The sequence below is a fragment of the Methylotenera sp. genome (assembly GCF_029945535.1).
Lineage (GTDB): Bacteria > Pseudomonadota > Gammaproteobacteria > Burkholderiales > Methylophilaceae > Methylotenera.
Genome location: NZ_JAQSCU010000006.1, coordinates 26,720 through 46,665, shown reverse-complemented (window position 1 = coordinate 46,665; position 19,946 = coordinate 26,720). Strand labels below are relative to the sequence as shown.

Genomic DNA, 19,946 nt, shown 5'->3' with positions numbered 1-19,946 from the left:
TATTAATGACTAAAATTAGTATTTGCAGCATCGATTAGACTTAATCTTAAACGCATCAAATTTAAGCTTTTTTACTAAAATCTAGGGGGTAAGAAAATGAGTGAGACAATACACGCAGGCTCGGCAGCAGAGCAGGATGCCGCAGAACTAAAAAAAATGGGGTATGAGCAAGAGCTGCACCGTCATATGGGTGGTTTTTCTAACTTTGCGATTTCCTTTTCAATTATCTGTATTCTGGCGGGCGGTATTTCTGCTTTTCCATTGGCGCTAGGTGGTGCTGGTGGCGCATCTGTAGGCATAGGTTGGCTGGTAGGGGCTGGGTTTGCAACCATTGTGGCATTAGCTATGGCACAAATCTCATCAAGTTATCCAACAGCTGGCGGCTTATATCATTGGGGCTCAATTTTAGGCGGTAAAGGCTATGGTTGGTGTACGGCATGGTTTAACTTACTGGGGCTGATTTTTGTAGTGGCATCCGTTAACTTTGCCGTTTATGACTTTTTCTTTAAAGGACTGGCAGCGCCGATATTAGGCATTGATGTTTCAGGCTACGGCTATATGCATCAAACACTATATATTGCAGCGTTCACCATTCTTCAGGCCATACTCATCTACCGTTTTCCAAAACTTACCACTAAGGTCACCGATTTATCTGGCTATCTCATCATGCTGATTGCCACAGTGCTGACCGTTTCATTATTGGTATACAACACAACACCATTAGATTTTTCACGCTTATATACTTTCACCAACTTTACTGGTGCTGAAGGCAGCGTATGGCCAAAATCTGAAGGTATGGTGATGCCATTCTTACTAGGTTTGTTGTTAGCGGTTTATACCATTACGGGTTTTGATGCCTCCGCTCACACGTCAGAAGAAACACGCGATGCCGCAAGAGCCGTACCTAAAGGCATTGTAAGCTCTGTGGTTTATTCTGCCATTTTTGGCTACGTGATGATTTGTACTTTTGTATTAGTCATGCCAGATGTTGCGGGCGGTGTAAAACAAGGTTTTGGATTCTTTGATTCATTGTTAGGCACCTTGCCACCTGCGCTTAAAACTGTTTTAGGTTTAGGTATTTTCATAGTTAACTTTTTATGCGGTTTGGCATGCTTAACCTCAACCTCACGCATGATGTTTGCATTTGCGCGCGATGGCGGTTTACCAGCGTCAGACGCATTAAAGAAAGTACACCCAACTCTAAAAACACCAGTGGCGGCGATTTGGGTTTCAGCCATTCTATCGGTGTTAGCAACCTTGTACGCGGCAGCATTTAGCGTATTAGCTGTTGGTTGTGCCGTGTTTCTTTACATTTCATACATTATGCCAACTGCAGCCGGCATCTTGGCGGAAGGTAAAACCTGGACGCATAAAGGTCCGTTTAATCTAGGTGGCTTATCTAAACCAATCGCTGTTTTAGCGGTGCTTGGTGGTGGCTTCTTAGTATTCGTAGGCGTGCAACCACCTAACGAAAAAGTATTGTATGTGACGATTGCCATGCTAGTGGTAATGGGTCTGTTCTGGTACGTGTTTGGCGAAAGCAAACGCTTTAAAGGCCCTCCAACAGTGAAAGAATAAAAGCAACTCAGCTTTAGACTCACTCTAAAAGCCCGCTGCGCACTCACCATGCGTAGCGGGCTTTTTTACATCCTTAAATTGGGCTAATAATCAGCCCGTTTTCGTTGAATTGATTACCACAATTATTTGATATTGTTCACTTACCAGCTCAAGCATCAATGAACACTAAAGTTTGTGCTCAAGCTTGCCGATGTAATAGTAACAAGATGCAAATTATCAAAATAGGAATTCTCTAGATGTAGCTTATAAGCGAGGTGCAAAATGATTATTTATCAAGTGGTAGATGAAGAAAATAACTTAGTGAGTGAGCACTCACAACGCGATATAGCATTACACAGTGCGGAAGACTGGACTGTTTGGTATGAAGATCACTACTATCATGTTGAGGAAGTGACTTTCCAAGAAGCGCACGAAAGCCTCGGTTAAAAAGCTTCAGCTGAAATTGCTTTAGCTAGTGTTGCACCCTGCAGACTAAAAACTCGTATTTACACTTAATCTACAGGTAAGGTAACTGACTCTACTTTTTGAGCGTGCTCGATTTTGTTGGAATAATAGAGCCTGAAGGCACTACAACATCTTTGCTTTTCTTAGGTTTTTTGGTTTCTTTGTTACTCTTAATTTGACCTTTAGCCATGATAATTCTCCTAACGTTAAACGTGGCTTCATCATAGGCTGATGCGTAAAATTAGGTGGATTATTTTTTGAACAAGTCCAACAGTCGGGCAACAAACAAATAGCTACTTAGTTATTTTTGCGAATACCACTAGCAACAAACCAATCAAAACCACAATACCAACAAATGATGCTATACCTTGCCATCCTAAAAAGCTCACCTTGTTATCTCCTTCACCAGCCAGCATAAGAAGCTAAATAATACGATTTATGTCTAATTAGACACTTTGATATAAATCAAAAAATAATAAAAATTTGGCTAACGTTAAGCGTATGATTTACACCTAATTCAATCTCTAATTTTAGGAAATCAATATGCTCAACATGTATGAAATAGCTATTCCACCTTTGAAGCGTGCACTAAGCAATCTAGCCACTATTTTAAAAATTGGTGAAGAACATGCAGATGCGAAAAAAATTGAGCATGCTGTTTTTCTCAACGCACGACTTTTTCCAGATATGTACCCGCTCATTCGCCAAGTACAAATCGCCACCGATATGAGCAAGGGTGCGGCGGCAAGATTGGCTGGGCTTGAAGTGCCAAAATACGAAGATAACGAAACAAGCTTTGCAGACCTACACGCACGCATTGCCAAAACCATTGCGTTTATAGATACGGTAAAACCAGCACAATTAGAAGGTAGCGAATCTCGCGAAGTGACGATTACGGTGCGCAAGGTTGATTTGAAATTTACTGGGCAAGATTACCTGTTGAAATGGGCCAATCCAAATGTGTATTTTCATGTGACTACTGCTTACAATATTTTGCGCCACAACGGTGTAGAGCTTGGTAAACCAGACTTTCTTGGCCCAAGAACATAAATATTCTGCTCATTAAAAGTCCAAAACATCATCAAGGTGGGCTTACTTCTGCCCACCTCAATCGCGCATTAAGATCTAACCCAACTCACCGCTAAAGCGGCAATACACGCAATAATCAAGACGATGCTAATCCAGCTGGCGATGCGCGCTTTCACACCAATACGCGCGTCACCCATCACCTTAGCGTCACTCGCCAATAAGTAAAGCGCCACAACATGCAGCGGCAACATGATGGCATTCACGACTTGGCTGGTATAAATAAGTGGAATCAATGGCAGTTTTGGCAACGATACCACACTGACAGCAGCCACGGTTAAGCCGACAAACGCCGCATAAAATAATTGAAAGTGTTTCGAATCTAAATCTAGCGAAGCTGGCGCGCCTATACCTTCTGCAATCGAATACGCAGTGGCCAATGGAACAATCGCGGCGGCTAATAACGATGCACCTAACAAACCAGCACCAAATAACACCGTTGCAAAAGAGCCTGCAAGTGGTTTTAACGCAAGCGCGGCATCTTTTGCATCATTGATATGTACGCCAGCGCGATTAAGCGTTGCGGCACACGCCACGGCAATTGCTAAACCAATCACACCTGTCAGTACCGAACCAATCAGCACATCGACCCGTTCCCAACGCAAATTAGCGACAGTAATCTTTTTATCCACCGCATAAGACTGAATAAACGCCAATCCCCACGGTGCAAGTGTAGTGCCTAATGTGGCAGCAATCGCTATCCATCCGATAGAGCTGGTCGGCATGTGCGGCACAATGGAGTTTTGCCAAACTTGCGACCAATCTGGTTTAGCTAGAATGCCATCAATAATGTAGAGCGCTAAGGTTGAAGACACGATCAGCAGAATACGCTCCACCTTATGAAACGAACCCAACACAACAATTAGAGAAATCAGTACGCCAGCAATCGGTGCGCTAATCCATGACGGAATACCAATTAAAGAACCTGCCGCTGAAATACCTGCATACTCTGCACATATCGTACCGAAATTTGCAAATAACAAGCCAATCACCGCAAAGTATCCCCAGCCATGCCCCCAACTCTCACGAATAATACCAACAAAACCCTTGCCAGTCGCCGCGCCTATACGCACCGCCATCATATGAAACTGGATAAGTAAAATGGTTGAAGCAGGAATAATCCAAAGCAATCGATAACCGTGGTCAGCGCCAAGTACTGAGTAAGTGGTAATACCGGCTGGATCATCGTCTGAAAGTCCTGCGAGTAAACCTGGACCAAGCACTGCGAGGAACGCCGAGAGTGCACCCAAACCCGCCGCCCGGAAACGCGCAAACTGCAAAGCAATACCACGTTTATGATGCGCTACTGCATGAATGGGCGCATCTAAATATTCACGGCTGCGATGCAAAAATGGTTTTTTATGTTTATAGCGTGCGCGCATCTTTACCTTAGACTATCACAGCTGAAAAATATCAGTCTGAGTAATAGTACGCTTAATAACTAAGCTGCGGTGTGCCAGATTCACACAAGTACATACCAGCAAAGTAGCGCGCGATTAACTAGCCTTCAATGTCAAATAACAGAGCAAGAACATATAGATAAGACTGCGTAAGCAGATACAAAATGAAATAATCAATTACAAATAATGACAAACAAAGTTAAAAAAATATGAAATAATCCGCGTATCTTACTTATCATCTTTAAATTTTTTGAATATGGGGTTTATTATGAAGCTTAACATCATCGTCTTAGCGCTAGCACTTTCTTCACAAACAGCATTTGCTTACCAATGCAATACTGTGATGGGCGGTTGCCCGACTGACACTGGCGTTGTTACCTCAGCACATATGCGCTCAGATGTTGGTGTTAAAGTTGCTCATCCAGAAAAAGCCGCTGCCGCTCCTACAAAAACAGGTGCGGCTGGTAGCACAGGTACTGCTGCTAAATTACCGGCTAAAAAGTAATCTCTGCAGAAAAGAAAAAAGCCCTACAAGCATTTAGCTTGTAGGGCTTTTTAATTGGCGGAGCGGACGGGACTCGAACCCGCGACCCCCTGCGTGACAGGCAGGTATTCTAACCAACTGAACTACCACTCCATAAAACTTTATATATCAACAATATTTAATTAATGCGCTCTTATTTTCAACAAAATAAAAGAGTGCTCAAAATACCAGCACTCTCAAATTTAAAATTAGGAACGGCTTAGTCACATTTTTGTGTTATTTGGTGGGTGCTAACGGGGTCGAACCGCTGACATTCGCCTTGTAAGGGCGACGCTCTACCAACTGAGCTAAGCACCCTGCCTGACTAACGAGGTGCGCATATTACATGAAATTTAGGAAATTTTCCAAGCATGATTGAATAATATTAGAATATTTTGCAATTTCTATAATATTTCACATTCTTAGTTCGGAATTTCGCTCGAATTTAGCTTGCAAGCTAACTTGCAGCCTCAAGGTGCAGTAATGCCGTTCGCCTTTAACACATCAAGCGCCTCATTTAGATTTTTTTGTGTTTCTGACACTGGCTCAGGGCCAAACATTTTCTCGCGCGACCAATCTACCAGTTCGCCAGATGCCCAAGAAACCACATAAGCCAACACAAACACCAATAATCCACGCGTCATGCCTTTGGGCATGCCATGCTCATCTAACAAGCGATGGAGATACCATGCCGCAATCACGAACACGATGGTAGAAATAATAATATTCCACATGGAAGGGATAGTGAACATGGCTGGTTTTTACTCAGGTTGAAAATTAAAGCTGCTAGCGCATCATACAGCCTAAAACAGATGGCTTGCAAGCCAACATCTATGAGGGTCGTGGCGCATATGTTTTCATTAGAAGTTACGCATCAATGTCACACATTCCATGCAATAATAACAATTAACCAACCCTTATAACCCTATTTTTGGCAGTTGAAAACATGACAAACGAACAAGCGCAGGCTTACATGCACAATCTTTTACGTGCCATGTTGGACAAAAAAGCGTCAGACTTATTCATCTCAGCAGATTTTCCACCAGCCATGAAAATAGATGGCAAAATGACGCCCGTCACGCAGCAAAAGCTCACAGGTGAACTCACCAAAGCCTTTGCTGATGCCATTATGAATGACAAGCAAAAAGCCGAGTTTGCGGTAGAAAAAGAATGCAACTTTGCAATCTGGCCCAAAGAAATTGGACGTTTTCGGGTGAATGTGTTTTTACAGCAAGAAAAAATAGGCATGGTGTTGCGAACCATCACCACAAAAATACCTAACTTTGAAGATCTAGGCTTACCTAAAGTACTCAAAGAAGTGATGATGACTAAGCGCGGTTTGGTGATTTTGGTTGGCGGTACAGGCTCGGGCAAATCTACCACACTGGCTGCGCTGATTGACTACCGCAATGAGCACAGCTTCGGTCATATCATCACGGTAGAAGACCCTGTGGAATATGTACATCAAAGCAAAAACTGTTTGGTCACTCACCGCGAAGTAGGGCGTGACACTAACGGCTGGTTTAATGCGCTGAAAAATACATTACGCCAAGCGCCTGATGTTATTTTGATTGGCGAGATTCGTGACAGAGAAACCATGGAGTTCGCGCTAGCCTTTGCGGAAACCGGACATCTTTGCATGGCAACCTTGCATGCCAATAGCGCCAATCAAGCGCTTGATCGCATCATTAACTTCTTCCCTGAAGAACGTCATGCGCAATTGCATATGGATTTATCGTTGAATCTACGAGCGTTTGTGTCCCAACGATTAGTTTCAAAAGTCGGTGGTGGGCGCAGTGCCGCGGTTGAGATTCTGCTTAACTCACCCTTGATTTCAGACCTTATTTTAAGAGGCGAAACAGGCATGGTGAAAGAAATTATGGCTAAATCAACCGAACAAGGCATGCAAACATTCGACCAAGCCTTGTTCCAGCTCTGTGAAGATGGCGTTATTTCTGAAGAAGATGCTTTAAGAAATGCAGACTCACTCACCGAATTACGTTTGCGCTTTAAACTCAAAGGTAAAAATGCTGGCGCTAAATCCACCAGCACGTTCGCCTTGCATGAAGAACCTAAAGAGGAAAAAGAAGCAGAAGCTCAGGCAGGAATATAATTTAAACGGCGGGTATATTTGCCCGCCATTTAATCATGATTGAATGACACAATCACTTCACGCGAAGCCAGTACAATCTCGCGCAAAAAGCATAGCAATGCCAAAATCACCGAAAACATCGACGAAATGAACGCCAGCAACACTACATGCGGCATTTTAAAACCGGTTTCAACTGAAATAAATAAAGTTGCAATAGAAACGCACACACACAAGGCCGCCAGCGTTGCTAGGCCAATTGCTCGCCTCAGCCATTTGGTGCGTTTTATAACAATCTTGAACTCATGACTAAATTTTTCGCGCTTCTCGCGCGGCATATCATTTAACAACCGCGCACGGTCTATAGAACGCCCTAAACGGCCAATCAATACGCCGAGAATAGAACCTATCCCTGTGAGTAGAAATACGGGCGCCACAGCGTCGCGTATGGCTTCAGAAACAGCGTGAATATCGGAGATATTAGCAATCATCATTGTTGAATTGGCTTTACTTAGAAGGGAAATATTTATTCAGTGAATCACGTGTCATTTAAAACTGGTAAATTTCGCTGAAAAACACGATTTATGGATAATTCTATCAGTTGCAATTTACAATTACGTATTATCAGCCACTTATTTTAATATCCTGGGCATAGAGACAGGGCATAGACAGTGCGAATCCTAGATATTACTATCAAAAAGCCATGTTAAACAGAGCTGTATTAAACAGAACCATATTGAACTAAACCCAATGGATATGAATGATCATGCTTATGCGCGTACTAACTTCACCAAGCGCCGCCACACTATCAAAAACGTCAATCGAGACTTTCACGAATGGCACATGGGCAGGCCTCACTATGCCATTTGGGCAATCGATGTAGATACGCCAGAAATACGTCAGCAAGTGTTTGCGGCTGAGCAGCATCTCGCTGGGTTACTTTTAGAAAACTATGCTCGTAAACCACATATCACGCTATGTGTATGCGGTTTTTTAAGTGATGAAGTTAAGCAGACTGACGATTTTGGAGCAAGCTTGCTTGAAGCACAGCTGGCAAATCTAACCCGATTAAACTTAAAGCCATTTGAAATTGAAATAGATGCATTAGCCAGTTTCTCTTCAGTACCATTTTTCCACGTTAAAGACGCTCACAATAGCATTGCCGCTCTACATGAATGCCTCAACTTAGACATGCCGCGAAATCAACATGATCAATACATTCCGCATATCACCGTTGGTCTTTATGCCGACGCCTGGCTAAGTAGTGAGGTCAGCTTAAAGCTAGCTAGTTTTACTAAGCTCGACATAACTCGCTATTCAGTGAACAAAATCAGCTTAATGAGCTATAACCCTGCTGAAATTGGTGGCGTATTGCGCACCATTGCAGATTATGATTTTGAGCAGGCGAAAATTCAATGGCATAAAACGCCGCCGTTTGCCTTAAAAGACGCCATCTAGCCGCACCAACAAAAAAGGAGCCGAAGCTCCTTTTTTGTTAATTGGGGTTTGCCACCAATTAGATAAATCTATTTAAATCTGGTCGGCGTGGAGAGATTCGAACTCCCGACATCCTGCTCCCAAAGCAGGCGCGCTACCAGGCTACGCTACACGCCGAAGGCCGGCACTATACTGAGAACGGCCGTTTCCGTCAAGGCCGTGTATTTAATTCACGAATTTAATTTAAAAAAATTATGACGAGCATTCAACGAACGTACTATTGCAATCAATGTATTTAACAGCAATCAAAACTAAGCCTTTTCTCCATTAACGGTTAAAATTGAGCCTCGTACACAGCGCCAGGCACATTCATTACAGTGGAATTCGTTTACATTTTTGGCCGTTTAATATTTTCATTAGGCTCTAACATTTATCAAAAAAAGTTATCGCAGCAAGGCTTGCATCCATTCTTTATTGTCGCCGCCACTTATTTTGTTTTAAGTTTATTCGCCGCCTCGCTATTGGGCGTGATTGAAATCGGTCAATTAAGTAATGCGTTCTGGCTCAATGCGTTTCTCGCATCACTGTTTGATGTAGGCGGATGGATGTTTCTAGTGATATCACTCTCTAAAACCGAGCTTTCAGTCTTTGGCCCGCTTAACGCCTACAAAGTCGTTGCATCCATGCTGTTAGCCATCGTCTTTCTAAATGAAATACCTAGCTTGCAAGGTTTAATCGGCGTTTTGGTGATCATAGCTGGCAGTTATTTTTTAACACCAGCCACAGGCGGTTTGCAAGGCAATCGCATTTTAAATCTGTTAAAAGACCAAGGCGTACAAGCAAGGTTTTGTTCAATCCTCTTATTCGCCATCGGCACTATTTTTCTTAAAAAATCGGTGATGTTCGGCGGCGCACTCGCCACCATGGTGTTTTGGTCACTCATCGGCTTTGCACTCGTGCTATTAAGCAACCAGCTATTTCTAACTGGCGGTATGAAAGATAATCTGCAAGCGTCAAGAAAACACCTACGCACGATTTTTGTCATCGGCGTAATGGTGTTTGTGATGCAGTACTTTACTTTGCTACTACTCGCCAATATGATGGTGGCTTACGCACTAGCACTGTTTCAGCTAGGCATGATTTTACAAGTGTTTGCAGGCTACAAAGTCTTTAACGAAAAAAATACCATTAAAAAGTTACTCGCCTGCTTAGTCATGATGGCAGGCAGCATACTAGTATTAATGGCTTAGCAATAGTTATAGTCATCAATAAGCAATCACCAACACACCAGCCAATCATAGGGTGGGTTATTGAACCCACTCGTAATTGACCTTGCCATACTCCACCGCATGGGTAACAAGTTACCTACCCTACTAGCATCCCATTCTATTCTTTGATGCTCCTTGAGCTAAATCAGCAAAAGCGTATGATGAAATAGTGAAAATTTGAAATTAACGGTAAGAAAAAGAGGGGAATCATCATGACCAAGGACTCAAAAGATCACAAATTTAACGAACACATCAAAGCGATTGAAGAGCATAAATCACTGCTAGAAAAACTACATTTAAAAAGTGATGATGATTTGGCTAAAGCCAAATCATCACTTGAAAATATCGCCATTACGCTTGAGGAGTATTTAAAAGTCATTGGTGTGCCGTAGTTTCTGCGGTGACATACAAGCCGTTTGGGGGAGGGCGCTTTGCTTAGGCAATTATGGCGCAATAAAGACATTATTGCTTAGACTTGATTTTTTACAATTGAGAAATTCTAGATTTAAAACTGGTGCCGGATGTCGGAATCGAACTGACGACCTTCGCATTACAAGTGCGCTGCTCTACCAACTGAGCTAATCCGGCATTTTGCTGGGAGCGAATTATACTCAAAATTTAGAAAATGTCATGCTTAGGAATGCAATTATTAAAATGAATTAGTGAATACGCGTTAAGAGTCACAGCTCTTTTGAGGTTAAAAAGCACCTACCGCAGCCTACTGCTGCTAAGCTCATGACCCAGTGAAGCAGTTTGTTTAATTTTACTTACTGCTAGCTAAATTCCTTAAAAAGACATCTCTTGGAGATCGGCGGCTATTTTCAAGTAAAGTCTCAAACTCATTAATTGGCGCAGGTCTGCCAAATAAATAGCCTTGGAAATGGTTACACCCATAATTTCTTAGGTATGCTAATTGATTATCTGTTTCTACACCTTCCGCAATGACATCTATGTTTAACCCGCGTGCCATAGCAATGATTGTTCTAACAATGGCTTGGTCGCTACTGTCCTCAGTAATGTCTTGTATGAATGATTGATCAATCTTTAACTGTTGCAATGGCAATTTCTTTAAGTATTGAAGAGATGAATAACCAGTTCCAAAATCATCCAATTCAAAACGTATTCCAATGGCCTGTAATGCGACCATTGTGACAATGATGTGTTCAACATTATCTAACAACATGCTTTCAGTCAGTTCGAGTTTCAACAGGTTTGGGTTAACTGCATAGTGTTGAACTGTGGCTTGTATCTTTGACACAAAATCTGCCTGTTTGAACTGCTGAGCACTGACATTAATGGATAAAGAAAGATGATCTGTAAGTGGATTCTGTTCCCAAGCTTTGAGCTGAGCACAAGCAGCATCTAATACCCATTGCCCAATAGGTAGAATCAACCCAGTTTCTTCTGCTAGCGGTATAAAGTTGAATGGTGTTACCAAGCCACGTTTAGGTTGATTCCAACGAATCAATGCTTCAGCTCCCAATGAATGGCCATCTCCATCAACCTGCAATTGATAATAGAGCTGAAATTCATTGCTCTCAATGGCTTGGCGTAAATCTCGCTCTAGCTCGACACGCGCATTGATGACATCTTGCATATTGGGATCGAAGAAACGTAGCGTGTTTCTACCCGCTTTTTTAGCTTGGTACATCGCAATGTCGGCTTGCTTGAGCAACTCTTCCAACTCTAATTCACTACCGTTAAATAGCGTGATTCCGATGCTTGAAGAGTTGAAATATTGGTGTGAAGAAAGTAGGTACGGTAGGTTCAATTCATTTAATATTTTCTCACCTACCATCTCCGCCTGAGCGGCAGCGTCAAATGGTTGATCACTTAAATTCTCTATAAATACAACAAATTCATCGCCACCTATGCGAGCCACCGTGTCACCTTCTCGCACGCAAGCCATTAGTCTCGTAGCAGTTTGCTGTAATAATAAATCACCTATGTCATGACCCAGCGTGTCATTCAATGTTTTGAAATGATCAAGATCAAGAAATAGTAATGCGCCTCTTTGGCCACTACGTGCACTGTTGGCTAGCGCCTGATTAAGTCGATCAACCAATAGTCGGCGGTTTGGTAGCTGCGTGAGTGGGTCGTAAAATGCAAGCCTCTGAATTTCATCACTTGCGGCCTTACTCACAGTGATGTCAGTCAGTGTCGATACGTAGTTAGTGACTTTGCCATTGTTAGCTTTAACTGCTGTAATAGTTAAATGTACCGGATACACTTCACCATTCTTGCGCTTATTCCATATTTCGCCTTCCCACATGCCTGTATTATTTATACTGCTCCATAGGGCATCAAAGAAGCCAACCTCATGTTTTCCAGACCTAAACAATCGTGGTGACTGCCCGATCACTTCTTCTTCGCTATAACCAGAGATTTTTAAAAATGCTTGGTTTGCCCGAAGAATGACATTATTGGCATCCGTTACTAATATACCTTCATGAGACTCGAATGCAGTAGCCGCAATGCTAAGCTCCACTGTTCGCTGCTCAATAATAGTTTCAAGATACTCTTCATGAAATTTTAATTCACGCGTTATTTGATGCAATTTTTCAACTGCTAGTTTTGTAAATTTTGCAAATGGATAAAAAATAAGCGCCGCCTCAAGCGCCAGTAGCAACAAAGTCAATGTCCATAAGATGGTCTCAATTTTTTCCAACCGGACTATGGATGCCTCGCCTTCTAGCTGATACTGATGCACCATCTTGTCTAGAGACGAGCTTAGTCTAGTCAGTGCCGTATTCGTGATGAGGATTAAGGTTGCATTATCAGCTGTCAAATTATTATCATCTGCTGCAAGCAACTCATCAACGTTTTTAATGTAACGATCAACTTGTGTGTTCAGTGGATTCTCGCCTTTGAAGTACATGGCATTGACTGTTTCTGACATCGTTGAGGGCAAGCCTAACAGTTTGTCACCATGTATCAATGCAAAGTGAGATTGAGCCATCAGCTCAATGCTCTCTCTTAACTTACGGTGAATTTTTGGACGTTGATCTGCTTGTACGTGGACTAATAAATTCGAGAGCAGCGCCGTGCGCTGACTTAGCATACGCTGACGTCCACTTATATTGACTATGGCGGCAGTGCTTTTCTGTTTAGATATAATCAGTTCAAGGCTAAACCATGCAGATGTAGATAGCGCAGCGATCAAAGTCAAAGCAAAGACATAACGCCAGGTGAGACCTAAGGCAATGTTTGTGTCATCTTTTATTTGTAGATTCATCAATAAAGCCCGTAGTTACTGCCAAACAGCTTTTTTGCCTGTGTCTGTAAATTTTACTTCAATCTTATATCAATTCCATAGCGACATAAGTAATAGTTTTAGCAACTAATTCTATGATTTATGGCTAAATTTAGAATGTCTGTAGAAAACATATATAAACTGTATCGGTTTTAGGGGTTTTTAAAATCTTTAAAACCGCCCCAAAGCAAGTGCTACAAATCGGCATCTATTCACCTCTAAATTCACTGGTTCTATTACAATTAATATATACATTCTAAAGCTTCAGGTTAAAAAATGAGTCAACACTTAAATTCAGCTGAAACTAAGCCCCAAAAACGTTGCGCATGGGCTGAGAGTAATGAGCTTATGCAAGCGTATCATGATAGTGAATGGGGAGTTCCGCAAAGAGACTCTCGTATGCTGTGGGAAATTCTGATGCTAGAAGGGTTTCAGGCCGGGCTATCTTGGATTACTGTGCTGCGTAAACGTGAGGCATTCCGTCAGGCTTTTGCAGACTTTGATCCCGCGAGAGTTGCCAGTTTCAATGAAGATGACATTAATCGACTCATGAATAACGAGGGAATCATTCGCGCACGCGCCAAAATTCAAGCAACTATTGCAGGTGCCAAAGTTTATTGTGAAATGTTAGCGCGCGGCGAAAGCTTTAGTGACTTTTGTTGGTCTTTCACTGAAGGAAAAGTACTCAATGGCAACGGGTCAAGCGTGCCTGTCATGACGCCTCTTTCTGAAGAAATATCAAAAGAGCTGAAACGTCGCGGATTTAAATTCGTCGGTCCAACCATTGTTTATGCTTGGATGCAGGCCGTAGGCATTGTAAATGACCACGCTTCAGATTGCTTCTGCCGATAGACGACCCAATAGAGTCACAGAAAGTTAGCTAACACATTTAAGTCTAGGCAGTATTTTTCAAAGGGAATCAGGGGCAGCAGAATCTTGTGTGGCTTTGAGTACAGACTCAAGAACACCTGGATATTTCTGCTCGATCTCTGCTAGCCGTAAAGAGTTCATGTGTTCAGTGCCATCAACTACTGTTTCAACAAGACCCGCGCTACGTAATATTTTGAAGTGATGCGACATACTTGATTTTGGTCGATTCAGGTCAAGCTCCCCGCATGTTAACTTTCTGCCTGCCTTGGCGAGGCGAACAACAATTTCCATGCGTGTAGGGTCTGCTAGCGCATAGAGAATTTCAATCAACTCTACTTGCTCTATGGCGGGGTGTTTAATCTGTCTCATAGACAAAATTTACCACAACTCTTGATATTATTCCAATGTTCGATTATATTGGAACATTGGAATAACAAGTTGGCTTAATTTACTAGCCATTACCTAACTATCAAACAAGAGGATCACCATGGCAGATTTATTTTCTTCATTTCAATTAAAAGATATCACCTTAAAAAATCGAATTGCGATTCCTCCTATGTGCCAATACATGGCTGAAGATGGCCTAGTGAACGATTGGCACAAAGTACATTATGCAAGTCTGGCACGCGGCGGAAGCGGCCTAGTGATTGTAGAGGCAACCGCCGTTTCACCTGAGGGGCGTATCACCCCAAACTGCTTGGGAATATGGAACGATGCTCAAACTGAACAACTGCGTGAAATCGCAGACGCAATCAAAGCGGCTGGTGCTATACCAGGCATCCAAATTGCCCATGCCGGACGTAAGGCAAGTGCTAATGTGCCGTGGGAAGGCGATGACCATATTGCCGCTGGCGATACTCGTGCATGGCAGCCAATAGCACCATCTGCCATCGCATTTGGTGGCGATTTGCCTCGTGTGCCGAGTGAAATGACCATTGATGACATCAAAAGAGTACAAGGTGATTTTGTAGCCGCTGCACTTCGCGCCAAAGAGGCTGGATTTGAATGGTTAGAGATGCACTTTGCTCATGGCTATTTAGCCCAGAGCTTTACTTCGACTCACTCTAATCATCGCACGGATGAGTTTGGTGGTAGCTATCAGAATAGAGCCCGATTCACACGTGATACGCTTTCAGCTGTTAGGGCTGTCTGGCCTGAGAACTTGCCATTAACTGCACGATTCGGTGTGCTGGAGTTCGATGGTAAAGATGAAGAAACCATGAGCGAATCCATTCAATTGGTTAATGAGTGGCGCCAACTTGGACTGGACATGCTAAGTGTCAGTGTTGGATTCACCATACCAGATACAAATATCCCATGGGGACCTGCATTCATGGCACCTATCGCTCAGAGAGTACGTAATGAGGCTAATATGCCCGTTTCTTCTGCATGGGGATTTGGTACGCCAAAACTTGCCGATCAAGCCATACGCAATGAACAGTTGGATTTAGCGATGATAGGGCGGGCTCACTTGGAGAATCCAAACTGGCCATATCATGCTGCAAAAGTCTTAGGTAAAAAAGATCCAGCTTGGGTTCTACCGCCACCTTATGCTCATTGGTTGTCTAGATATAAAAGCCCTATCGAAGACTAGTTAATTAACCCTTAATTTTATGAAACTAAGTTCAGATAATTACTTGTGGATTTATTCACATCATTATCTGACGCTAAATAGATTCCCGCCTACGCGAGAATGACGGTGTGAGCGTTTTGCAATAAACACGCAATGGTGCAAGGCAGAAAAATATTTAATAGTGATTGACATAGTTAGCCAGCTAACTATAATAACTAATATGCTTCAATTAAAAGATCTTCCAGACGCAAAAGTCCTCAGAAAATTCGCCGAGCGTTATGCAGAAGTGGACTCTGACTCAGTTATTCACTACTTGAATATTCTTCGAATTGGCACCGAGCTTTCCGATTCCTTAGATCGGTTTCTAGCCACACATGGTTTGCTTCAAGGCAGGTGGTGGGTATTAATTTTGTTAATGCGTGAAGATGACCTGACAACGACTCCATCTGAACTTGCCGACAAATCTGGAGTGAGTAGAGCCACTATGAGTGGCCTTATTAACGGACTATTGAGAGATGGACTGATAGCTCGCCAAGAGGGGGATGTTGACCGCAGAAGCTATTCGGTAAAGCTGACTGAAGCAGGCCAAGCTAAGCTGGATGAGGTCATGCCTGATTACTACTCACGTGTTAAGAAAATGATGGGCGCTATCCCTGTGCAACAAAGAGATAATCTGCTGATGCAGTTAATGCTTATAAAAGAGCAAAGTCACGTATTTGACTGACTTTTTTTTGATCATATAGTTAGCCAGCTAATCAACTTGATTGTGATGATGAAATTATTTTATAAATTATAAGGAGTAAGATATGAACAAAAAATCAATTATCGAAGCGATAAACACTGAATGGAACAAAGCATTTAATAGCGGTAACGTTCAAGACTTAGCCGCACTTTATACAGAAAATGCCACACTCTCTCCAGGAAATGGAGTGACGCTAGTAGGCCATGCAGAAATCGAAAATCTATTTAAAAGCTTTATTGATGGTGGAGTCCACAATCACACGTTAGAGATTATCGAAGTGGGCGGTTCCGATAAAATGATTTATCAGGTTGCCAGATGGAGTGCCCAAGGTGCAGAAGCCAACGGTGAAACTCCATCATTTGGCGGCATTACCACAGGTGTGTTTGAGCTGACTACAGAAGGCAACTGGCTAGCTCGTACACATGTTTGGAACGCAAACCAATAGGAGAAGAATCATGCCTCTTGTGAACATTTCGATACTTAAAGGTAAATCACCTGCATACATTAAGGCGGTTGCCGATGGAATCAACTCAGCGATAATTGAAACCATGAGTTTTCCTGATGATGACCGTTATCAGATTATCCATCAACTCGATCCAGAATGTCTGCAATTACAGAAACGTGAAGGGGATCGCGTGATGATGCATTTGGTCATGAGAGCTGGTCGATCAAACAAATCAAAACAAGCTTTCTACAAGAAAGTCACTGAAAACCTAGCAGAAAACCCTGGCATTCCTGCTGCTAATGTGTTGATTACTATCACTGAAAACCACGACATTGACTGGTCATTTAGTGATGGTGTTGCGCAATTTGTTATTTGAATATCAGTAATGATAGTTTCAAAAATGCATCTCATAAGACAACTGGTTGTGGGTTCAATTGCGTGATATCCAACCCTACAACTTATACTATTTTACTGGGCGGGATAACGCATTATTGATCGATGCCATTAAGCCAAACAAGCTAGAGTTTTAGTAATTAATTAGGAGTAATCAATGAATAAAGCAATCAGCTATGCCGCACATTCTGCTAAAGAGAAATTAGTGCCATTCAATTTTGAGCGTCGCGATGTAGGTAAAAAAGATATACAAATTGAGATTTTATTTTGTGGCGTATGCCATTCAGATTTGCATACAGCACGCAACGAATGGCAAAACGCTGTTTACCCCGTCATTCCAGGACATGAAATTGTAGGTCGTGTGGTGAGTGTAGGTGCAGATGTCAAAGCATTCAAAATTGGAGATTTAGCGGGTGTTGGTTGCTTGGTAGATTCTTGTGGTGTTTGTGAAGATTGCACCGATGGTTTAGAACAATATTGTGATCAAGAGATATTCACTTACAACAGCCCTGATAAGCATACAGGTAAGATGACATATGGTGGTTATTCAAACCAAATAGTGGTGGATGAACACTTTGTATTGCATATATCAGATAAATTAGACTTAGCGGCAGTAGCGCCATTATTGTGCGCAGGCATAACAACCTACTCACCATTAAGACACTGGAAAGTTGGTCCTGGTAGTAAGGTAGGCATTGTAGGCCTAGGTGGTCTTGGCCATATGGCGGTGAAGCTTGCTCATGCCATGGGTGCGCATGTGGTGTTATTTACCACTTCTCCAGACAAAATTGCCGATGCTAAACGTTTAGGAGCAGATGAAGTTGTCATCTCTAAAAACCCAGATGAAATGCAAGCGCACTTAAAGAGTTTTGATTTCATACTCAATACAGTGGCTGCGGCTCATAACCTAGATATATTCGTTGAACTATTAAAACGTGATGGCACCATGTGCTTGAATGGGGTGCCAGAACATGCGCATCCTTCACCTAGTATATTTAACTTAATATTCAAGCGCAGGCAAATTGCTGGCTCATTAATTGGCGGTATCAAAGAAACGCAAGAAATGCTTAATTTTTGTGCTGAGCATAATATTACGTCTGATATCGAAGTAATTGCCATTCAAGATATTAATGAAGCTTATGAACGTATGCTAAAAGGTGATGTGAAATATCGTTTTGTGATCGATATGGCAACATTGAAAGATTAATTTTTTTATAGGTGTCTAATTTTATAGGTGTCTAATGACGTATGGTTCTATTGGATAAAATTGGAAGTCGTGCGAACTCTCCAGTCTTCACTTCACGGATAAACCACCAACGTTGAAACCTCAGCACTTTTGACCTTAAATCCACTGCTAACGTGTCGAGCAGCGGAGCAGACAAGAAAACGATGCTGCTAAAAATAAATTAAAATATTTGTTTGCAGTTACAAAGAACTTACGGGCTAAACGTAAGGTCTTTGGCTGTTGATGCATCTTTTAATTCAGTGCGCTAAAACCGATTAAGTCGGCATTTGGGCCATTAGAATTAAGCTAATTTGTTGCTTCTTTTTACCGATTTAAAACTTAGTCTTAAAGATATAATTGTTTGGCATTTGATTAGTTTTGTTATCTTTATTTAGGGCTCCTGTATGAGTAATTTTGCTACATCGGTGATTCATCATCGACCTAAAACGAAGTCATCCCCATGTGTAGGCTGCAAAAACAGTATTGAATTGGATTTCGACTTCGAATATGCTTTTCAACCAATAGTCGATATTAATACTAAAACAATATTCGCGCATGAGGCTCTTATTAGAGGCCCAAATGGAGAAGGCGCGCATACTATTTTAAGCAAAGTGAACAACGACAACACATACCGTTTTGATCAAGCATGTCGAGTCAAAGCAGTCAGAACTGCGGCTGAATTAAAGCTTAAAGGAATGCTATCAATTAACTTTATGCCTAACGCGGTATACAGGCCAGAGCTATGTATCAGCACGACTTTAGAGGCTGCAAAAAAATACAACTTTCTAGCCAGCAACATTATTTTTGAATTTACCGAGCAAGAAATAGTTCAGGACACAAAGCATCTCCTAAACATAGTGACAGAATACAAGAAGTTAGGATTTAAAACTGCCCTTGATGATTTTGGTGCTGGTTACGCTGGTCTAAATCTATTGGCTAACTTTCAACCTGACATTATCAAGATTGATATGGATCTGATTCGTGATGTTGACACAAGCAAGCCACGCCAAACTATTATCAAAGCGGTGACTCGTATGTGTGAAGAGCTAAATGTAATTGTACTTGCCGAAGGTGTAGAAACAATCGCTGAAAGAGACATTTTATTAAGCTTTGGTATTAATCTTTTTCAAGGTTACCTTTTCTGTAAACCCGCTTTTAAAGCAGAGGGAATAGTTGACCCAAAATCTTGGTGCTAAGTGTATTTCTGTGCATATGCAGTATTAAATCCACAGTAATCCACACTTTCTTTGGAGTCAGGCGATCAGGCATAAACTGCGATTTCCCTAATTAGCACAATTTCAACGTTATGTTTCCAGAAGCAGATCCATGGCTAAATAAAACCTAAGCACTGACCTCTCAATCTTCAATGACTAATGGCAAACCCATATCAATTCTGGCCAGTCGCTGAGCCATCTTTATCATTGATTCAGTAAAGCTCTCAATGTCTGTATCAGCTAAAGAGATGTGTTTGTACTTTTCATAGGCCGACTCAAAAGAGGCTTCTTGGATATGAGCGATGAGTTGCATGTAGCGATCTCGTTGCTTGGTATTGTTACTATTGGTCATTTCGCAATACAGATTCTCTAAATGCATAGAGAAGTAAGCAATGAATTCGAGATG

General features: G+C 42.0%; 21 protein-coding genes and 4 tRNA genes. 15 read left to right on the top strand and 10 right to left on the bottom strand.

Annotation, left to right across the window (positions count from 1 at the left end):
* Positions 1-96 precede the first annotated feature (96 nt).
* From PSU72_RS01315 to PSU72_RS01305, 3 genes are all read left to right on the top strand, one after another.
* Positions 97-1,578 (top strand): amino acid permease, encoded by a 1,482-nt coding sequence (locus PSU72_RS01315; protein WP_300429895.1) that lies wholly within the window; start codon positions 97-99, stop codon positions 1,576-1,578.
* Between the two features lie 261 nt (positions 1,579-1,839).
* Positions 1,840-2,004 carry a hypothetical protein gene (locus PSU72_RS01310; protein ID WP_013149354.1) on the top strand — a complete coding sequence of 55 codons (165 nt, stop codon included), beginning with the start codon at positions 1,840-1,842 and terminating at the stop codon, positions 2,002-2,004.
* Positions 2,005-2,565: 561 nt separating this feature from the next.
* The gene (locus PSU72_RS01305) at positions 2,566-3,072 is read left to right on the top strand and encodes a DUF1993 domain-containing protein (RefSeq protein WP_300429889.1); all 507 of its coding nucleotides are present in this window, start codon (positions 2,566-2,568) and stop codon (positions 3,070-3,072) included.
* A gap of 68 nt (positions 3,073-3,140) precedes the next feature.
* Here PSU72_RS01305 and PSU72_RS01300 read toward each other — a convergent pair whose 3' ends face one another.
* Positions 3,141-4,490 carry a divalent metal cation transporter gene (locus PSU72_RS01300; RefSeq protein WP_300429886.1) on the bottom strand — a complete coding sequence of 450 codons (1,350 nt, stop codon included), beginning with the start codon at positions 4,488-4,490 and terminating at the stop codon, positions 3,141-3,143.
* A gap of 286 nt (positions 4,491-4,776) precedes the next feature.
* Between PSU72_RS01300 and PSU72_RS01295 the strand changes: the two genes are divergently transcribed.
* Entirely contained in the window at positions 4,777-5,013 is a 237-nt protein-coding gene (locus tag PSU72_RS01295; protein ID WP_300429883.1) for a hypothetical protein, read from the top strand.
* 55 nt (positions 5,014-5,068) lie between these two features.
* Here PSU72_RS01295 and PSU72_RS01290 read toward each other — a convergent pair.
* The 3 genes from PSU72_RS01290 to PSU72_RS01280 all read right to left on the bottom strand — a co-directional run bounded on the left by PSU72_RS01290 (position 5,069) and on the right by PSU72_RS01280 (position 5,783).
* A tRNA-Asp gene (locus PSU72_RS01290) sits at positions 5,069-5,145 on the bottom strand.
* Positions 5,146-5,273: 128 nt separating this feature from the next.
* Positions 5,274-5,349: transfer RNA gene (locus PSU72_RS01285), tRNA-Val, on the bottom strand.
* Positions 5,350-5,501: 152 nt separating this feature from the next.
* On the bottom strand, positions 5,502-5,783 hold the full coding sequence (locus tag PSU72_RS01280) for a hypothetical protein (RefSeq protein WP_300429881.1): 282 nt from the start codon (positions 5,781-5,783) through the stop codon (positions 5,502-5,504).
* A 194-nt stretch (positions 5,784-5,977) separates the two neighbouring features.
* Between PSU72_RS01280 and PSU72_RS01275 the strand changes: the two genes are divergently transcribed.
* Positions 5,978-7,144 (top strand): PilT/PilU family type 4a pilus ATPase, encoded by a 1,167-nt coding sequence (locus tag PSU72_RS01275; RefSeq protein ID WP_300429878.1) that lies wholly within the window; start codon positions 5,978-5,980, stop codon positions 7,142-7,144.
* Positions 7,145-7,173: 29 nt separating this feature from the next.
* Here PSU72_RS01275 and PSU72_RS01270 read toward each other — a convergent pair whose 3' ends face one another.
* The gene (locus tag PSU72_RS01270) at positions 7,174-7,614 is read right to left on the bottom strand and encodes a DUF2721 domain-containing protein (RefSeq protein WP_300429876.1); all 441 of its coding nucleotides are present in this window, start codon (positions 7,612-7,614) and stop codon (positions 7,174-7,176) included.
* Positions 7,615-7,870: 256 nt separating this feature from the next.
* On the opposite strand from PSU72_RS01270, the gene PSU72_RS01265 reads away from it, so the two are divergent.
* A complete protein-coding gene (locus PSU72_RS01265; protein WP_300429874.1) occupies positions 7,871-8,578 on the top strand; it encodes a 2'-5' RNA ligase family protein in 708 nt (235 codons plus the stop codon).
* 79 nt (positions 8,579-8,657) lie between these two features.
* On the opposite strand, the gene PSU72_RS01260 is transcribed toward PSU72_RS01265, so the two are convergent.
* Positions 8,658-8,734 (bottom strand) — tRNA-Pro (locus PSU72_RS01260).
* A 200-nt stretch (positions 8,735-8,934) separates the two neighbouring features.
* Between PSU72_RS01260 and PSU72_RS01255 the strand changes: the two genes are divergently transcribed.
* Together PSU72_RS01255 and PSU72_RS01250 are read left to right on the top strand one after the other, a co-directional pair.
* Complete coding sequence (locus PSU72_RS01255) at positions 8,935-9,807, top strand: EamA family transporter (RefSeq protein WP_300429872.1); 873 nt, start codon at positions 8,935-8,937, stop codon at positions 9,805-9,807.
* A gap of 230 nt (positions 9,808-10,037) precedes the next feature.
* Positions 10,038-10,217 carry a hypothetical protein gene (locus PSU72_RS01250; RefSeq protein WP_300429871.1) on the top strand — a complete coding sequence of 60 codons (180 nt, stop codon included), beginning with the start codon at positions 10,038-10,040 and terminating at the stop codon, positions 10,215-10,217.
* A 120-nt stretch (positions 10,218-10,337) separates the two neighbouring features.
* Here PSU72_RS01250 and PSU72_RS01245 read toward each other — a convergent pair.
* Together PSU72_RS01245 and PSU72_RS01240 are read right to left on the bottom strand one after the other, a co-directional pair.
* Positions 10,338-10,413: transfer RNA gene (locus PSU72_RS01245), tRNA-Thr, on the bottom strand.
* Between the two features lie 175 nt (positions 10,414-10,588).
* On the bottom strand, positions 10,589-13,060 hold the full coding sequence (locus PSU72_RS01240; RefSeq protein ID WP_300429868.1) for an EAL domain-containing protein: 2,472 nt from the start codon (positions 13,058-13,060) through the stop codon (positions 10,589-10,591).
* 294 nt (positions 13,061-13,354) lie between these two features.
* Here PSU72_RS01240 and PSU72_RS01235 point away from each other — a divergent pair, with 294 nt between their 5' ends.
* Positions 13,355-13,930 carry a DNA-3-methyladenine glycosylase I gene (locus PSU72_RS01235; RefSeq protein ID WP_300429866.1) on the top strand — a complete coding sequence of 192 codons (576 nt, stop codon included), beginning with the start codon at positions 13,355-13,357 and terminating at the stop codon, positions 13,928-13,930.
* 57 nt (positions 13,931-13,987) lie between these two features.
* Here the strand turns inward: PSU72_RS01235 and PSU72_RS01230 are convergent, their stop codons facing one another.
* Positions 13,988-14,317 (bottom strand): helix-turn-helix domain-containing protein, encoded by a 330-nt coding sequence (locus tag PSU72_RS01230; RefSeq protein ID WP_300429864.1) that lies wholly within the window; start codon positions 14,315-14,317, stop codon positions 13,988-13,990.
* A 118-nt stretch (positions 14,318-14,435) separates the two neighbouring features.
* On the opposite strand from PSU72_RS01230, the gene PSU72_RS01225 reads away from it, so the two are divergent.
* The 6 genes from PSU72_RS01225 (at position 14,436) to PSU72_RS01200 (ending at position 19,522) form a co-directional block, all read left to right on the top strand.
* Positions 14,436-15,542, top strand: a complete 1,107-nt coding sequence (locus PSU72_RS01225; RefSeq protein ID WP_300429862.1) for an NADH:flavin oxidoreductase/NADH oxidase — start codon at positions 14,436-14,438, stop codon at positions 15,540-15,542.
* Positions 15,543-15,741: 199 nt separating this feature from the next.
* Positions 15,742-16,245, top strand: coding sequence for a MarR family transcriptional regulator (locus PSU72_RS01220; protein ID WP_300429860.1), 504 nt, complete (start codon positions 15,742-15,744; stop codon positions 16,243-16,245).
* A gap of 82 nt (positions 16,246-16,327) precedes the next feature.
* Positions 16,328-16,708 carry a DUF4440 domain-containing protein gene (locus PSU72_RS01215; protein WP_300429858.1) on the top strand — a complete coding sequence of 127 codons (381 nt, stop codon included), beginning with the start codon at positions 16,328-16,330 and terminating at the stop codon, positions 16,706-16,708.
* Positions 16,709-16,718: 10 nt separating this feature from the next.
* On the top strand, positions 16,719-17,084 hold the full coding sequence (locus PSU72_RS01210) for a tautomerase family protein (protein WP_300429856.1): 366 nt from the start codon (positions 16,719-16,721) through the stop codon (positions 17,082-17,084).
* Positions 17,085-17,258: 174 nt separating this feature from the next.
* Positions 17,259-18,308 (top strand): NAD(P)-dependent alcohol dehydrogenase, encoded by a 1,050-nt coding sequence (locus PSU72_RS01205; protein WP_300429854.1) that lies wholly within the window; start codon positions 17,259-17,261, stop codon positions 18,306-18,308.
* 422 nt (positions 18,309-18,730) lie between these two features.
* On the top strand, positions 18,731-19,522 hold the full coding sequence (locus PSU72_RS01200) for an EAL domain-containing protein (protein WP_300429851.1): 792 nt from the start codon (positions 18,731-18,733) through the stop codon (positions 19,520-19,522).
* Between the two features lie 160 nt (positions 19,523-19,682).
* Here the strand turns inward: PSU72_RS01200 and PSU72_RS01195 are convergent, their stop codons facing one another.
* Positions 19,683-19,892 carry a hypothetical protein gene (locus tag PSU72_RS01195; RefSeq protein ID WP_300429849.1) on the bottom strand — a complete coding sequence of 70 codons (210 nt, stop codon included), beginning with the start codon at positions 19,890-19,892 and terminating at the stop codon, positions 19,683-19,685.
* Between the last annotated feature and the right edge of the window lie 54 nt (positions 19,893-19,946).

Bases quoted from the DNA above. Each gene is read 5' to 3' on its own strand.
- PSU72_RS01315 (WP_300429895.1), top strand. From the start codon at position 97: ATGAGTGAGACAATACACGCAGGCTCGGCAGCAGAGCAGGATGCCGCA.
- PSU72_RS01310 (WP_013149354.1), top strand. From the start codon at position 1,840: ATGATTATTTATCAAGTGGTAGATGAAGAAAATAACTTAGTGAGTGAG.
- PSU72_RS01305 (WP_300429889.1), top strand. From the start codon at position 2,566: ATGCTCAACATGTATGAAATAGCTATTCCACCTTTGAAGCGTGCACTA.
- PSU72_RS01300 (WP_300429886.1), bottom strand. From the start codon at position 4,490: ATGCGCGCACGCTATAAACATAAAAAACCATTTTTGCATCGCAGCCGT.
- PSU72_RS01295 (WP_300429883.1), top strand. From the start codon at position 4,777: ATGAAGCTTAACATCATCGTCTTAGCGCTAGCACTTTCTTCACAAACA.
- PSU72_RS01280 (WP_300429881.1), bottom strand. From the start codon at position 5,783: ATGTTCACTATCCCTTCCATGTGGAATATTATTATTTCTACCATCGTG.
- PSU72_RS01275 (WP_300429878.1), top strand. From the start codon at position 5,978: ATGACAAACGAACAAGCGCAGGCTTACATGCACAATCTTTTACGTGCC.
- PSU72_RS01270 (WP_300429876.1), bottom strand. From the start codon at position 7,614: ATGATGATTGCTAATATCTCCGATATTCACGCTGTTTCTGAAGCCATA.
- PSU72_RS01265 (WP_300429874.1), top strand. From the start codon at position 7,871: ATGGATATGAATGATCATGCTTATGCGCGTACTAACTTCACCAAGCGC.
- PSU72_RS01250 (WP_300429871.1), top strand. From the start codon at position 10,038: ATGACCAAGGACTCAAAAGATCACAAATTTAACGAACACATCAAAGCG.
- PSU72_RS01240 (WP_300429868.1), bottom strand. From the start codon at position 13,060: ATGAATCTACAAATAAAAGATGACACAAACATTGCCTTAGGTCTCACC.
- PSU72_RS01235 (WP_300429866.1), top strand. From the start codon at position 13,355: ATGAGTCAACACTTAAATTCAGCTGAAACTAAGCCCCAAAAACGTTGC.
- PSU72_RS01230 (WP_300429864.1), bottom strand. From the start codon at position 14,317: ATGAGACAGATTAAACACCCCGCCATAGAGCAAGTAGAGTTGATTGAA.
- PSU72_RS01225 (WP_300429862.1), top strand. From the start codon at position 14,436: ATGGCAGATTTATTTTCTTCATTTCAATTAAAAGATATCACCTTAAAA.
- PSU72_RS01220 (WP_300429860.1), top strand. From the start codon at position 15,742: ATGCTTCAATTAAAAGATCTTCCAGACGCAAAAGTCCTCAGAAAATTC.
- PSU72_RS01215 (WP_300429858.1), top strand. From the start codon at position 16,328: ATGAACAAAAAATCAATTATCGAAGCGATAAACACTGAATGGAACAAA.
- PSU72_RS01210 (WP_300429856.1), top strand. From the start codon at position 16,719: ATGCCTCTTGTGAACATTTCGATACTTAAAGGTAAATCACCTGCATAC.
- PSU72_RS01205 (WP_300429854.1), top strand. From the start codon at position 17,259: ATGAATAAAGCAATCAGCTATGCCGCACATTCTGCTAAAGAGAAATTA.
- PSU72_RS01200 (WP_300429851.1), top strand. From the start codon at position 18,731: ATGAGTAATTTTGCTACATCGGTGATTCATCATCGACCTAAAACGAAG.
- PSU72_RS01195 (WP_300429849.1), bottom strand. From the start codon at position 19,892: ATGACCAATAGTAACAATACCAAGCAACGAGATCGCTACATGCAACTC.